The organism is Stenotrophomonas muris, assembly GCF_052751275.1.
This window is the reverse complement of record NZ_CP199879.1, coordinates 3,131,052-3,144,938: the sequence shown is the minus strand read 5'-3', so window position 1 is coordinate 3,144,938 and position 13,887 is coordinate 3,131,052. Positions and strand designations below refer to the sequence as shown.

General features: G+C 67.9%; 14 protein-coding genes. 5 read left to right on the top strand and 9 right to left on the bottom strand.

The window, feature by feature from the left end:
- Window positions 1–15: 15 nt before the first annotated feature.
- Window positions 16–1,908, bottom strand: a complete 1,893-nt coding sequence (locus tag ACUVWL_RS14685; protein ID WP_188239224.1) for a glycoside hydrolase family 99-like domain-containing protein — start codon at window positions 1,906–1,908, stop codon at window positions 16–18.
- 118 nt (window positions 1,909–2,026) lie between these two features.
- Between ACUVWL_RS14685 and ACUVWL_RS14680 the strand changes: the two genes are divergently transcribed.
- Window positions 2,027–2,614, top strand: coding sequence for an alpha-ketoglutarate-dependent dioxygenase AlkB family protein (locus ACUVWL_RS14680; RefSeq protein ID WP_032957923.1), 588 nt, complete (start codon window positions 2,027–2,029; stop codon window positions 2,612–2,614).
- Window positions 2,615–2,689: 75 nt separating this feature from the next.
- Here ACUVWL_RS14680 and ACUVWL_RS14675 read toward each other — a convergent pair whose 3' ends face one another.
- The 4 genes from ACUVWL_RS14675 to ACUVWL_RS14660 are packed head-to-tail and all read right to left on the bottom strand — an operon-like array spanning window position 2,690 to window position 6,208.
- Entirely contained in the window at window positions 2,690–3,331 is a 642-nt protein-coding gene (locus tag ACUVWL_RS14675) for an ABC-type transport auxiliary lipoprotein family protein (RefSeq protein ID WP_014645864.1), read from the bottom strand.
- Window positions 3,328–4,254 (bottom strand): MlaD family protein, encoded by a 927-nt coding sequence (locus tag ACUVWL_RS14670; RefSeq protein WP_014645865.1) that lies wholly within the window; start codon window positions 4,252–4,254, stop codon window positions 3,328–3,330. Before ACUVWL_RS14670 ends, ACUVWL_RS14675 begins: the two co-directional genes overlap by 4 nt.
- 3 nt (window positions 4,255–4,257) lie before the next feature.
- On the bottom strand, window positions 4,258–5,085 hold the full coding sequence (locus ACUVWL_RS14665) for an ABC transporter ATP-binding protein (RefSeq protein ID WP_046428302.1): 828 nt from the start codon (window positions 5,083–5,085) through the stop codon (window positions 4,258–4,260).
- A 1-nt stretch (window position 5,086) separates the two neighbouring features.
- Window positions 5,087–6,208 (bottom strand): MlaE family ABC transporter permease, encoded by a 1,122-nt coding sequence (locus tag ACUVWL_RS14660; protein WP_014645867.1) that lies wholly within the window; start codon window positions 6,206–6,208, stop codon window positions 5,087–5,089.
- A 92-nt stretch (window positions 6,209–6,300) separates the two neighbouring features.
- On the opposite strand from ACUVWL_RS14660, the gene ACUVWL_RS14655 reads away from it, so the two are divergent.
- Window positions 6,301–7,560 carry a threonine/serine ThrE exporter family protein gene (locus ACUVWL_RS14655; RefSeq protein ID WP_014645868.1) on the top strand — a complete coding sequence of 420 codons (1,260 nt, stop codon included), beginning with the start codon at window positions 6,301–6,303 and terminating at the stop codon, window positions 7,558–7,560.
- A gap of 92 nt (window positions 7,561–7,652) precedes the next feature.
- On the opposite strand, the gene ACUVWL_RS14650 is transcribed toward ACUVWL_RS14655, so the two are convergent.
- The 3 genes from ACUVWL_RS14650 to ACUVWL_RS14640 all read right to left on the bottom strand — a co-directional run bounded on the left by ACUVWL_RS14650 (window position 7,653) and on the right by ACUVWL_RS14640 (window position 10,989).
- Window positions 7,653–8,036 carry an H-NS histone family protein gene (locus tag ACUVWL_RS14650; RefSeq protein WP_010480700.1) on the bottom strand — a complete coding sequence of 128 codons (384 nt, stop codon included), beginning with the start codon at window positions 8,034–8,036 and terminating at the stop codon, window positions 7,653–7,655.
- Window positions 8,037–8,257: 221 nt separating this feature from the next.
- Complete coding sequence (locus tag ACUVWL_RS14645; protein WP_014645869.1) at window positions 8,258–9,961, bottom strand: proline--tRNA ligase; 1,704 nt, start codon at window positions 9,959–9,961, stop codon at window positions 8,258–8,260.
- Window positions 9,962–10,611: 650 nt separating this feature from the next.
- The gene (locus ACUVWL_RS14640; protein ID WP_329768584.1) at window positions 10,612–10,989 is read right to left on the bottom strand and encodes a DUF4124 domain-containing protein; all 378 of its coding nucleotides are present in this window, start codon (window positions 10,987–10,989) and stop codon (window positions 10,612–10,614) included.
- Window positions 10,990–11,069: 80 nt separating this feature from the next.
- On the opposite strand from ACUVWL_RS14640, the gene pssA reads away from it, so the two are divergent.
- The 3 genes from pssA to rimI are packed head-to-tail and all read left to right on the top strand — an operon-like array spanning window position 11,070 to window position 12,840.
- Window positions 11,070–11,846 (top strand): CDP-diacylglycerol--serine O-phosphatidyltransferase, encoded by a 777-nt coding sequence (pssA, locus tag ACUVWL_RS14635; protein ID WP_005415206.1) that lies wholly within the window; start codon window positions 11,070–11,072, stop codon window positions 11,844–11,846.
- Window positions 11,843–12,346: a hypothetical protein gene (locus ACUVWL_RS14630; protein ID WP_014645872.1), complete on the top strand. Its 504-nt coding sequence runs from the start codon at window positions 11,843–11,845 to the stop codon at window positions 12,344–12,346. The genes pssA and ACUVWL_RS14630 overlap by 4 nt, the downstream gene beginning before the upstream one ends.
- The gene (gene rimI / locus ACUVWL_RS14625; RefSeq protein WP_014645873.1) at window positions 12,343–12,840 is read left to right on the top strand and encodes a ribosomal protein S18-alanine N-acetyltransferase; all 498 of its coding nucleotides are present in this window, start codon (window positions 12,343–12,345) and stop codon (window positions 12,838–12,840) included. Before ACUVWL_RS14630 ends, rimI begins: the two co-directional genes overlap by 4 nt.
- A 45-nt stretch (window positions 12,841–12,885) precedes the next feature.
- Here rimI and ACUVWL_RS14620 read toward each other — a convergent pair whose 3' ends face one another.
- Window positions 12,886–13,707: an EamA family transporter gene (locus ACUVWL_RS14620; RefSeq protein ID WP_262092963.1), complete on the bottom strand. Its 822-nt coding sequence runs from the start codon at window positions 13,705–13,707 to the stop codon at window positions 12,886–12,888.
- Window positions 13,708–13,887: the final 180 nt, after the last annotated feature.

The window sequence follows — 13,887 nt, the reverse complement described above, 5'->3', positions numbered from 1 at the left end:
CGCGCAGCGCCAGCCTCAGGGTTGGCGTTGTGCGCCTCCGACGACGTAGCCGGCGTTGGCAACAAGGTCCGGCAGCAACTGCATGACCGGATCAAGTGCATTGTCGTTGTCCAGCTCACTGGGATAGCAGTGCGCATCCAGCAGTGACCGCAACGCCGACGCCCGCAGCCACATCGTGCCTGCTGTCTGCGGCGTAGGGGCGTCGGCCATCCCCAGCCGCGCCGCCCAGCGGAGATGACGGCGTGAAACGGCGATGGCCTCCGGAGTGGATGCCGCGAACATGCCCAGCGCAGGTTGCTCATCGAACTGTTGAAGCACAGCGTCGAGATCGGCCGTTCCTGGTAGCTGAGGTCTTGTCTCGCTGCTTCCGCGGAGGTCCAGCCAGCAGGCCAGCAACGATGGATCCGGACCAAAAGCCTCCAGGACCTGCACGATGCTGGACAGGGCATTGCCCGCATGGCCGATGATATCGACCGCAGCGTCATGAGGGCGCTGCGCCATTGGAATGAAAACACGGTAGCTCACGCCCAGGCCGCTGGCGGCCTCGCAAGCTGTAGCGATCAGCCCGGGATCATCAATGAGAATCAGCAGGCAGGCCCGCAGGGGGCCGGCGGGCGAAGCCGGGGACAGCGCTTGGCGCGTCGCGTCAAGCCAGGCATGCCCAAGCCGGGCATCCGGTTCCAGCACCGCGCCTTCGGCCCATTCGTTCCAGGCATTGATGAAGACCATGCGTTGGCGCGCAGGCGCCAGGGCCAGGCGTTCATGGATCGTGGTGCGCAACCAGTCGCGGTAGCCACGGGGTGAGGCGTGCAGGTACACGCGGCCGCGGCCGGAACGACGCGCCTCGTTGTCCCAGCCCGGGTTCACGCCGGGATAGAGCGGATAATCCGGAAGCGGCCGCGCTGCGATTTCTGCAGCCAGTTCGCGCCAGTCGCGTACATCGCCATTGAAGGCAGGATTGAGCAGCCACTGCTGTGCCGACAACGAGCGCGGGTTACTCATGTTCGGCGGGAATTCGACGGCGGCATCAAAGCCGATATCGCGCGGATCCGGTCGCTCGAAGCCTTGGACGTAGGCCAGGTGGATCTCGCCCACGCCGTTGTCGCGGCACCAGCGGCGCCAGCGCTCGGCAGTCGCCCGGGCGTCGGGCAGCAGGTTCGGGCGATAGACCAGCAGCATCGGCCGACCCTCGACCTTCAATGCACGGCGGTCGCGCAGGTAGGGCGCGACATGTGCGATGAAGGCCAGATCGTCCTCTGCGCTGTGCTGCTGGCCGATCAGGATGTCGTCGTCGCGGCCGTCCCAGCGTCGTGCCCAGTTCTCGTTGGCCCAGCACAGGCAGAACGGCAGGTCGATGCTGTCATCGGCCAGCCATTGACGCAGCGGGTCCTCCATCAGGGTGCGGCCGCTGAACCAATAGTAGTAGAAGCAGAATGCGCCGATGCCGTACTCCGCAGCCAAGCGTGCCTGGTCACGCATCACCTGCAGGTTGCGCAGGTCATAAAAGCCGAGGTCGGCCGGCAGGCGGGGTTGGATGTGACCTTCGAACTGCGGCAGGGCGCGGGTGACGTTGCGCCACTCGGTAAAGCCCTTGCCCCACCAGGCGTCGTTCTCCGGGAAGGTATGGAACTGCGGCAGGTAGAAAGCGACCAGCGTCGCCGGCATGGGTGACGGCAATGCTCCCTCACGCCATGGCACGTGGCCGATCGCCGGTTCATCGGCACGCCAGCGCAGCTGGGCACTGGCGCGCGCGCCCCCCTCATCCTGCTGCCCCTTGGGGGGCGGCGGCACCCAGTCGCCATGCCGTGCCAACAGCCGGGTGCGCAACCGGTCGCGCTGCGCCTGCGGCAACGGCAAGGCCCGGAACACGGCGCGCAGCAACGGGAACAGCGACTGGCGCAGGCTCATCGGGCGAGGCCTCGCGACAGCGGGCGGTAGGACGGAATCAGCATCTGGGCAACGGTCATGGCGCCATTTTCGGTGCTGGCGGCCATGACGGCAAACGGCGGCGTGCTAGCGTGTGACCATGCTGTTCCCCCACGACCTGCCCGATGCCGATGTCCTGCACCTGCCGGGATGGCTGGCTGCGGCCGAGGCCGACCAGCTCCTGTATTCGCTGCAGGCCGAAGTGCCCTGGGAAACCCATCGCATCCGCATGTTCGGCAACTGGGTGGACTCGCCGCGGCTGAGCTGCTGGATCGGCGACCCGCAGGCCCGCTATCGCTATTCCGGTGCCGAGTTCGTGCCGCGCCCCTGGCCGCCGGTGTTGCAGGCCATGCGCGGGCGCCTGGAAGCCGAAGGCCACGGCCGCTTCAACAGCGTGCTGCTGAACCGCTACCGCGGTGGCGGTGACTACATGGGCTGGCACAGCGATGACGAGCCGGAGCTGGGTCCGGCCCCGGTGATCGCTTCGCTGAGCCTGGGCGCGGCGCGCCGATTCCTGCTGCGACGCCGCGAGGACCCGGCACGCAAGGCTGAATTCGTGCTGGGCCACGGCGACCTGCTGCTGATGGCCGGACAGACCCAGCGCTTCTACCAGCACGCGCTGCCGAAAATGGCGCGGGTGCACGGCGAGCGGATCAACCTGACCTTCCGTTGGATTTCGCCGCGTTGACGAAGAAGGGGTCAGATCCCTTTCCGGCCGGAAAGGGACCTGACCCCGTAACCACATGCCCGGCGAATGCTGCGATCAGCGCGCAACGGTCGGCTGGTCGGCCTGCCCGCTCTGCAGCGTCCAGCCCACCACGTCCTGCGCCAGCTGCTGCAGGCCACGCTCGAACGCGGCGGTCACCGCCGGTACGTCGGTGCTGCCGACCGGCTGCGCCTGGCGGAAGGTGCGGTCAGCGACCACACGCTGGTCGGCGACATGGATCAGCTTGGCGTTGACCTCGATCACCACGGTGGGCGTGGCCTGGCCCTGGTAATCCGATTCGAAGCGGCGCACATCGGTGGACAGCTTGTAGTCGGCGCGGATGCCGGCGGTGCTGCGGGCCACGCCGCGGATGCGGCCGGAATCCTCGAAGCCACGCAGCAGGGTGTCCTCGATCATGTCGGTGGCCGGCTGCGCCCAGCTGGCGCCCTTGTAGATCTCAAGCTGCGACGGTGTCGGCCGCACATTGATGCGCGGGCTGTCGACCATGCGCGCGGCGCTGGGCTTGGCCAGTACCAGCTGCCAGCTGGCCTGCGGCCACGCCGGGTCCGCCTTGACCTGCACGGACGGCGAGTACAGCGTCACCGCGGTTTTCTCGCTGCTGCCGAGGATGGAGCAGCCCCCCAGCAGGGTGACCATCGAAGCGGCCAGCAGCAGGCGCGGAAGGGTGGTCGGGCTCATTTGGGTTCGAACTCCTTCGGTGCGTCGCGGCCCAGCAGGTAGCGCGCGGGGTTGTTCTCGAGGCGGTCGCTGACCCGGCGCAGGTCGCGGATCAGGCCGCGCAGTTCGGTCAGCGTCGGGCCCAGCTGGCCGAGGCCATCGTTGGCGAAGCTGTTGATCGCGGCGCGGTTCTCGCCAAGGATCGAATCGGCGTTGCCGGCGGCCGAGTCGAGCTTGGCCAGGGTCGCGTCGAGCTTGTCGATGATGCCAGGCAGCTGCTGCACCAGGTTCCTGTCCAGGCGCTCGATGGTGCCGTTGGTGGTCTTCAGCGTGGTGTCCAGGCTGCGGGCGGCATCGCGCGCGCTGAGCAGCAGCGCCTGCGTGCCCTGGTCACGGTCGGCCAGGCCGCCGCTGATCGTCTCCAGGTTGGCCAGCGTCGCGTTGATCGAGGCCACGTTGCGGTCGCTGAGGATCTGGTCCATGCGCTCGACGATGCGGTTGGCGACGTCGGTGATGTTCTGCAGCGCAGAGGGCGTGGTCGGGATGATCGGTGCCGGGTCCTTGTTGACCGTGGTCAGCGCCGGCGACTGCGGCGTGCCGCCGCTGAGCTGGATGATCGACGGGCCGGTCAGGCTGGTGATCGCCAGCTTGGCGCGGGTATCGGTCTTGACCGGCGTGTTGGAGTTCAGGCGGATGCGCGCGACTACCTGGCGCGGGTCGTCCGGCACCAGGTTCAGTTCGGTGATCGAGCCCACCGCGATGCCGTTGTACTGCACCGGGCTGCCCACCGACAGGCCGGTCACCGCTTCGCGGAACACCACGCGGTACTCCTGCCAGGTACGGTCGGAGGAGTATTTGGCGGCCCACAGGCCGAAGGCCAGCAGGGCCAGGCCGGTGATCAGGGTGAACGCGCCGATCAGCACGTAGTTGGCTTTGGTTTCCATGGCTCAGGCACTCTCGATCTGTTCGCCACGCGCGGCGCGCGCGCGGGGTCCGTGGAAGTATTCCTGGATCCACGGATGATCCAGTTTCTCGATGTCAGGCAAGGGTGCGTTGGCCACCACCCTGCGGTCGGCGATCACCGCGACCCGGTCGCAGATCGCGTACAGCGTGTCCAGGTCGTGGGTGATCAGGAACACGGTCAGCCCCAGCGCTTCCTGCAGAGTCTTGATCAGGCGGTCGAACGCGGCCGCGCCGATCGGGTCGAGGCCGGCGGTGGGTTCGTCCAGGAACAGCAATGGCGGATCCAGCGCCAGTGCCCGGGCCAGGCCGGCGCGCTTGCGCATGCCGCCGGACAGCTGTGAGGGCAGCTTGTTGATCGCATCGGCGGGCAGGCCGGCCAGCTTCACTTTCAGCAGCGCCAGTTCGTAGTGCCAGCGCTCGGGCAGCTCGCGATGGTGTTCCTTCAGCGGCACCTGCACGTTCTCGCCCACGGTCAGCGAGGAGAACAGGGCGCCGTCCTGGAACAACACGCCGGTGTTGCGCTCGATGTGCAGGCGGCTCTCGGCGTCGTCGGCCCGCGCGTCGCGGCCGAGTACTTCGATCTGCCCGGCATCGGGCACGCGCAGGCCCAGGATCGAGCGCATCAGCACCGATTTGCCGGTACCGGAGCCGCCGACCACGCCCAGGATTTCGCCGCGGCGCACATCCAGATCCAGGTCTTCGTGCACGGTCTGGCTGCCGAAGCGGTTGACCAGGCCACGCACGCGGATGGCCAGTTCGTGGCCCTGGTCGTCGCGCATGTCGATGGAGTCGGGGAGGGCGGATGTGCTCATGTCACCAGTCCATGTGCATGAACCACAACGCCGCGAAGGCGTCGATGATGATCACCAGCGAGATCGTCTGCACCACGCTGGAGGTGGTGCGCTCGCCGACCGACTGCGCGGTACCCTCGACCTTCAGTCCTTCCAGGCAGCCGATCAGGCCGATCACCAGCGCGAACACGGGTGCCTTGGACAGGCCGACCAGCAGGTGCCGCACTTCCATCGTCTCGTGCATGCGCGCGATGTACATCTGCGGCGGGATGTCGAGGTCGAACGCGCCGACGGTGATGCCGCCGGCCAGGCCCGCGATCATCGCGATGAAGGTCAGCAAGGGCAGGGTGACCAGCAGCGCCAGCAGTCGCGGCAGCACCAGCAGGTCGACCGGGTCCAGGCCCAGCGTGCGCATTGCATCGATCTCCTCGCGTGCCTTCATCGCACCAATCTGCGCGGTGAACGCACTGGCGGTGCGGCCGGCCAGCACGATCGCGGTCAGCAGTACCGCGAACTCGCGCAGGAAGGCGATGTTGACCAGCTCGACCACGTAGATCTCGGCGCCGAAGTCGCGCAGGATGGTCGAGCCGAGGAATGCGATCACCGCACCCACCAGGTAGGACAGCAGCGCCACCAGCGGTACCGCATCCAGCCCCACCTGCTCCATCTGGTGCACGGTGGCGGTCAGCCGGAAGCGGCGGGGTTCCTTGACCAGCCGGGCCGCCTTGACCAGGTTCTCGCCGAGGAAACTGCACAGCGCCTTGATGTTGTGGCCAGTGGCGTGGACGCTGACACCCAGCCGTTCCAGCGCGGCCAGCACGCCGAAATCGCGCTTGGGCTTGGGGCGGTCGTCGGCCACTTCCTCGATGGTGCACACCAGCGCCTGGTGGTCCGCGCGGAACTGCAGTGCGTCTTCGTGCAGATCGGCACGGTGGGCCACGCGCAGCACCTGCAGCACGCCGGCCGAATCCAGCTGCTCGATGCCGGTGGCATCGATGCCGGTCAGCTTGTCGGGAACGCCGTGCAGGACCTCGGCCGCGGCCAGCGCGGTCTTCAAGGTCCAGGTGCCGGACAGGTGGATCAGGCCCGGGTCATGGGCATCCTGTTCGAGCTGGGGGGCGAGGTTCGGGGTGACGTGGGCCATTCGGGTCGCAGCATAACCGTTCTGTATCGGGCTTCGCGTCGAACTCGGATGAATTTCTCCGGTGGGCCCCAGCGTAGGTAATACTACGGCGCATGTCCGCAGACGCTCACACGATCCCCACGCCCCAGGCCACCTACGCACAGCGCGTGGCCTTTGTTTCCGAGATCGCCGGACGCCTGCACAGCTATGGCACCACGGCCCAGCGCCTGGAAACGGCGGTGGTGGCACTGGCCCGCCAGCTCGATCTGGATTGTGAACCGTGGTCGAATCCCACCGGTATCATCCTCAGCTTCAGCGATCCGGCGCAGGCGATCGGCTCCAGCGACATCACCCGCGTGATCCGCCTGGCGCCCGGTGAGAACGACCTGCACAAGCTCAGCGTCGCCGACCATATCGCCGAAGAAGTGTCCAACGGGCGGATGAGCATCGCCCAGGGCCATACCGCGCTGCGCCAGCTGGACAAGGATCCGGGCCGGCGCGGCAAGCTGCGCACCATCCTGTCATTCACCCTCGGCGCGGCCGGCGTGGCCGGCATGTGGAAGCTGCCGTGGCTGGACATCGCCACCGCCGGTGTCATCGGCCTGATGATCGGCCTGCTCGGCATGGTCACCGACCGCCGCCCGGCCACCCGCGAAGCGGCCGAGGCGCTGGCGGCGCTGCTGGCCGGCATGGTCGCCACCCTGGTGGCGTCCTTCATTGGCGCGCTCAACCTCAATACGGTGATCATCGCCTCGCTGGTGGTGCTGCTGCCCGGCATGTCGCTGACCAATGCGGTCAATGAGCTGGCCAGCCAGCACTGGGTGTCGGGCACCGCGCGCTTTGCCGGCGCGCTGACCACCATCATGAAGCTCAGCGTCGGCGCGATGATCGCGGTGACCCTGGCCGACGTGCTCGGGCTGGATCCGGTGATCCGCGCCACGCGGCCGCAGGGGCCGTGGGTGGAGTGGGGTTCGCTGCTGACCGCGGCCTTTGCGTTCGCGATGCTGTTCAAGGCCAACCGGCGCGATTACCCGTGGGTGATCGCCGCCTCGGTAGCCGGTTATGCGATCTCCAAGTTCGGCGGCCATGCCTGGGGCGCGCCGGCCGGCATCTTCCTGTCGGCGATGCTGCTGACCGCGGGCGGCAATCTGTTCGGTCGCCTGGTCGGGCGTCCGGGCGCGATCATCCGCCTGCCCGGCATCATCATGATGGTGCCCGGCAGCACCAGCCTGCGCGGCGTGCTGACCCTGGTCCAGCAACAGGATGTCGGCGCCGGCCAGAGCGTGTTCCTCACCGTGCTCAACGTGGTGATGGCGCTGGTCGCCGGCCTGCTGTTCGGCAACCTGCTGATGCCCGCTCGCAAGACCCTGTGATGATGTCGGTGGGTGTGGACCCCGGTCCACACACCGGAGAATGAAAAACGCCGGCGTCCGCCGGCGTCTTTCATTCCAACCTGATCCCGGCCTCAGGCCTTCTTGATCAGGAAATCTTCCGGCTTCTTGTTGCCCTTGGCGGTCAGTTCAGCCATCCAGCGCGGCTGCTTGCCACGGCCGGTCCAGGTTTCCTTCGGATTGGCCGGGTTGCGGTACTTCGGTGCAACCTTGCCCAGCTTGCGGCCGGCGGTCTTCGACGGGGCCTTGGCGGCCGGGGCGGCCTTGCGGGCACGCGTGGCCGGGGCGCTGCCGAACAGTTCTTCGATGGTGTAACCCTCGGTCTTGGCCAGCTTGGTCAGCTGGGCCCGGACCTTGGTGATCGGCCGGCGCTTGGCGACGATGGTCTGCTGCTTCTTGGCGGTACGGATCAGGGCGCCCAGCTCGCGTGCTGACAGGCCGGTCAGGTCAATGCTCATTTACGGTTACTCCGGAAACTAATGTGTGGACGGGACAAGCCAGTCCATGGCGTCGGCGGACAGAATAGAGATGAATTAATCACAGCACAAATGCAGGCGGGTCATGGCGTGGCGGCATGCAGACGCCATCCCGGTGATTTTGACCGGATTATGTCCGCTGCAATATCGGGGAAGGGCGCGGGCAAAAAAAAAGACCGGGGCAGGCCCCGGTCTTTTCCTGATCAGCCCTGCAGACGCTGCAGCAGGGAGGCCTTGTCCAGGTTCTCCGCGTCGCTGGCGCGGCGCGAGCGGTACTCGTAGGTGCCAGCGGCCAGGCCGCGTTCGCTGACCACCACGCGATGCGGAATACCGATCAGCTCCATGTCGGCGAACATCGCGCCCGGACGCAGGCCGCGGTCGTCGAGTGCAGCGTCCAGGCCCGCCTCGCGCAGCTCCTGCAGCAGGTTGGCAGCGGCGTCGGCCACGGCCGCATCGCCCTTCGGGTTGATCACGCACACCACCACCTGCCACGGCGCCATCGCGTCCGGCCAGATGATGCCGGCATCGTCATGGTTCTGTTCGATCGCGGCAGCCACCACACGCGAGATGCCGATGCCGTAGCACCCCATCGCCATCACCGCGGCCTTGCCGTTCTCGTCCAGCACGGTGGCATCCAGCGCTTCGGCGTACTTGCGGCCGAGCTGGAACACATGGCCGACTTCGATGCCACGTGCGATCTTCAGTTCACCGCCGTCCACGGCACGGTCGCCGGCCCGCACGTTGCGGATGTCGGCCACTTCCGGTTCCGGCAGGTCGCGGCCCCAGTTGACGCCGGCCAGGTGGAAACCGGCTTCGTTGGCGCCGACGACGAAGTCGGCCATCGCCGCCACTTCGCGATCGGCGACCACGCGGATGGCCTTGGCCGGGGCGACCGGGCCAAGGAAGCCCGGCACGCTGCCCAGGTGCTCGGCGATTTCCGCCTCGCTGGCGAAGCGCTGCTCGTCCAGGCCGGCGACCTTGGCCAGCTTGATCTCGTTGACCTCATGGTCGCCACGCACCAGCGCCAGCACGAACTGCTGTGCCTTGCCTTCGCCGGCGATCAGCGCCACCGACTTCACCGTGCGCTGCAGGTCGATGCCGAGCAGCGCCGCGACGTCCTCGCAGGTCTTCTGGGTGGGGGTATCCACCTTGCGCATCGTTTCGGTGGCGGCCGCACGCGGCGCCGGGTCGGCGGCAATCGCCGCTTCCATGTTGGCTGCGTAGTCCGAGCCGGTGGAGAACACCAGCGCGTCCTCGCCGGAATCGGCGATGACGTGGAATTCCTGCGACGCATCACCGCCGATGGCACCGGAGTCCGCCTGCACCATGCGGAAATCCAGGCCGAGGCGGGTGAAGATGCGGCTGTAGGCCGACTTCATGTTCTCGTATTCGCGCACCAGGCACTCATCGTGCAGGTGGAACGAATAGGCGTCCTTCATCAGGAACTCGCGCGAGCGCATCACGCCGAAGCGGGGGCGGATCTCGTCGCGGAACTTGGTCTGCACCTGGTAGAAGTTCACCGGCAGCTGCTTGTAGCTGGACAGCTCGCTGCGCGCGAAGTCGCAGGCGGCTTCTTCGGCGGTCGGGCTGTAGCAGAACACCTGGTCCTTGCGGTCCTTGATCTTCAGCAGCTGCGGGCCGAACTTCTGCCAGCGGCCGGTCTGCTCCCACAGTTCCTTCGGCTGGATGGTCGGGATCTGGAATTCCACGGCACCGGCCCGGTCCATTTCCTCGCGCACGATGCGCTCGACCTTGCGCAGCACGCGCAGGCCCAGCGGCGACCAGGTGTACAGGCCCGATGCCAGCTTGCGGATCATGCCCGCGCGCAGCATCAGCCGATGGCTGGTCAGCTCGGCGTCGCTGGGGGTTTCCTTGGTGGTGTGCAGGTGGAACTGGGAGAGGCGCATCGTCGGCTTCGGATAACGGCAGAGACCTCTATTCTGCCAGCCCGGCCGGGGGGAGGGGTATCGGCAGGGCTGCGCCCTGCACCCGCCTCAAGCAACGTCAACAGCAACAGCAACAGCAAAAACGGGTTTCCTGGGAGATGGCGGGGTGGGTCCGGCGGCAGGGGACGCCGTGAACCCATCCCTGGGGGCTTGGTCGCGGCTTGCTCGTGTGCGCTGTCCTGCGCACACGGCAAGACCGGTGTTGAGCGTCCTGCCCAACCCGCCCGAGGCATGCCTCGGGCCCATGGCGCTCACACCCCTGCCGCCGGACCCACCCCGCCTTCGACAGTTTCCTGCGAGCTGTCGGAATGGCTCCTGGGGTCAGAGCCGTTTTCCGCAGGAAAACGGCTCTGACCCCGGATTCAATTCGAGATCCGACAGATTTGATCCACGCATCGCGTGGATCTACTGGCCACCGGGGATCTGTCGGGGGTGGGGCGGTGTCGGATTGCGGGGTGTCCGCGGCATGGACGCCGCGGCCAAGCCCCCATGGACGGGTTTACGGCGTCCCCGCAATCCGACACCGCCCCGCCATTCCACGGAATGCCCGCTTTTGACGTTGCCGTTGCTTGCAGCCTCTGCAGGTGCAGGGCGCAGCCCTGCCGATACCCTTAACCGGCCGGTGGGCAGTACGCCTTGATGGCGGCCTGCGCCAATCCCCTCTGCGCGGTGTGCTGCTCCGGAGTCAACGGGGTATCGGCCTTGCCATCACCATCGGTGTCCTGCATCACCTGGCCACCACCGTCCAGCAGGGCCAGGTTGGCCCGGGCCGTGCTGCACTGCCCAGGGACCGGCGCGGCCGGGGTCTCGGTGCCGGCTGCGGCCTGCGGGGTGCGGGCCTGCTCGCGGGTCTCGAACTTCTTGCCCGCCGGCGGGGTCTCCGAATACTGGGTTACGCCATGGGCGTCCTTCCATTTGTAGACGGGGCCGGCCACGGCGTTGGCAGTGGCCAACAGCAGCAGGCATCCAAGGCAGGACAGGGCACGCATGGCAGACTCCACGGAATGGGCGCAGAACGCCGATTGCAGCATTGGCGCCGACCGCTGGCAAGTCGATTAAACTGGATTCCATGGACCCGATCACACCGCCGCCGCGCTCGCGCACGATTTACCTGCTGCCCAACCTGTTCACCACCGCCGGCCTGTTCGCCGGTTTCTACGCGATCATCGCCGCGGCCAACGGGGATTTCGTCAATGCCAGCATCGCCGTGTTCGTGGCGGCGGTGATGGATGGCCTGGACGGGCGCGTGGCGCGCCTGACCGGTACCAGCAGCGAATTCGGCGTGCAGTACGACTCGCTGGCCGACCTGGTCAGCTTCGGCATGGCCCCGGCGCTGGTGATGTACCACTGGTCGCTGTCGTGGCTGAAGTTCGACGATCCGCTGCTCGGCCGCGTCGGCTGGGCCGTGGCCTTCCTGTATGCGGCCTGCGCGGCGCTGCGCCTGGCCCGCTTCAATACCCAGGTGGCGGTGGTCGACAAGCGCTGGTTCGTCGGCCTGGCCAGCCCGGCAGCAGCGGGCCTGATGATGTCCTTCGTCTGGGCGTTCGCCGATGGCAACCTGGGCTGGGACGGCAACCAGCTGCGCTACGTGGCGCTGGCGGTGACGATCATCGCTGCGCTGCTGATGGTCAGCCGCATCCGCTTCTGGAGCTTCAAGGGTGGCGCTGCCAAGGGCACCCGTTCGGACCGCGTGCCGTTCCTGGTGCTGGCACTGGTGCCGGTGGCGATCGCCATTGCGGTCATCGACCTGCCGCGCGTGCTGTTCGCGGTCGGCATCCTGTACGCCTTGTCCGGCCCGGTGATGTGGGCCGTGCAGCGCCTGCGCAAGAAGCCCGAGGCCGCGTGAGCCAGGACCTGCCCGTGCTGTGGTCACCGGCCCAGCAGGCCTGGCTGCAGGCCATGGGCTACACCGTCTATCACGATGGCCAGCTGGCTGCCGAGCTGGATGCCGCGCTGCAGTTGAGCGTGGCCGAAGCCGAGGCCAGCGTCGCCCCGCCGGAACCGGTGCGGGCCCCCGTGCCGTCGCGCGAACAGCATGCCGGGGTGGCGCCCGCAGCCCGCCCGGAACGGCCGGCACCGCCGCGCCGCGAAACGCCGGTCAGTGCCCCGGATACCGTGCCGGCGGCTGAGCGCCCGATGCCCAGCGGCAACGCGCGCCAGCCGGTGGTCCGCCTGCCGGATCGCCTGCAGATCGCGCTGCTGCGTGCGTCCGGCTGCAACCCGAACGACCCGGCTACGCAGCGGTTGATGGACAGCTGGCCGCTGGACCAGCTGCGCCACGACCCGGCCGCCAAGCGTGCGCTGTGGCCGCAGCTGCGTGCCCTGCGCAAGCGGGGCACGCCATGAGCGCGGTCACCCGGCCCGGCCCGGTCAGCCTGCGTGCGTTGCGCGAGAGCGACCTCAATGCGGTAATGGCGATCGAACTGCGCGGCTACCCTTTTCCCTGGACCCGCGGCATCTTCATCGACTGCCTGCGTGCCGGCTATCCCGGCCTGGCGATGGAGCGCGATGGCCTGCTGGTCGGCTATGGCGTGCTCAGCATCGCCGCCGATGAAGCGCACGTGCTGAACATCTGCATCGATCCGCTGGCACAGTCGCGCGGGCTGGGCCGCCAGCTGCTGCGCGCGCTGGTGCAGCTGGCCGCCGACCGTGGCGCACAGCGCGTCTTCCTGGAAGTGCGTCCGTCCAATACGCCGGCGCTGGCGCTGTATCACAGCGAAGGATTCAACGAGATCGGCCGCCGCCCGCGCTACTACCCGGCTGCACAGGGCCGCGAGGATGCGGTCGTGATGGCGATCGAGCTGGTCGACGGCGATCTGCAGGAAATGCCGCCGCTGTAACGCAGACGGGTTGCCGGCCAGCGGCCGGCACTACCGATGCGTCGCTCACGCCAGCCGCAACGCCAGCACGCCGCCCACGATGAGCGACGCTGCCAGCCAGCGCGTGCGCGGCACCCGCTCGCGCAGCAGGAACACCGAGATCAGCAGCGCGAACAGGATCGAGGATTCGCGCAGCGCCGAGATCATTGCCACCGGCGCCTGGGTCATGGCCCACAACGCCATCGCATAGGAGGCGGTGGTGCCGACGCCACCGGCCAGTCCCAGCGGCCAATGCTGCCGCGCATAGTCCAGTACCGCGCCGCCGCGCTTATACAACGCCCACAGCGGCAGCGGGATGCCCGACAGCAGGAACAACCACAACGTGTAGCTGAGCGCGCTGCCGGACTGGCGCGCACCCTGCGCATCGACCAGCGTGTAGGTGGCGATCATCGCCGCTGTCAGCAGCGGCAGGCGCAGCTGGCCGCCGCGCGCACCCAGTGCCATGCACAGGATGCCGGTGCTCACCAGCACCACGCCCAGCCACGCTGCGGCGGGCAATGGCTCACCGAGCAGGGTGCCGGCCAGTGCGACCAGGATCGGCGCGCTGCCACGCATCAGCGGGTAGGCCAGGCTCATGTCGACCTGCTGGTAACAACGCGCGACCAGCCCGTAGTAGGTCACCTGCAGCAGCACCGACGCAGCCAGCCAGGGCCAGCTGTGCGCGGCCGGGAAGGGCAGGAAGGGCAGGGCGGCGGCCGACAGCAACGCGGCACTGCCGGTCACCAGCACGGTACCGAGGAACTTGTCCGGGCCGCGCTTGACGATCGCATTCCAGCTGGCATGCAGCGCCGCGGCAGCGAGGACGAGCAGGAAGATGGAAAGCGGCATCCGCCGATGATGCCATGCGGGACAAATGGAAACGCCGGGCATCGCCCGACGTTTCCGATTCCGCTTCGGTGGGTGCCAACCTCTCCCGCCGTGGTAGGTGCCAACCTCTCCCGCCGTGGCAGGTGCCAACCTCCCCTGCCGTGGCAGGTGCCAACCTTGGTTGGCACGCACCAGAGCGGC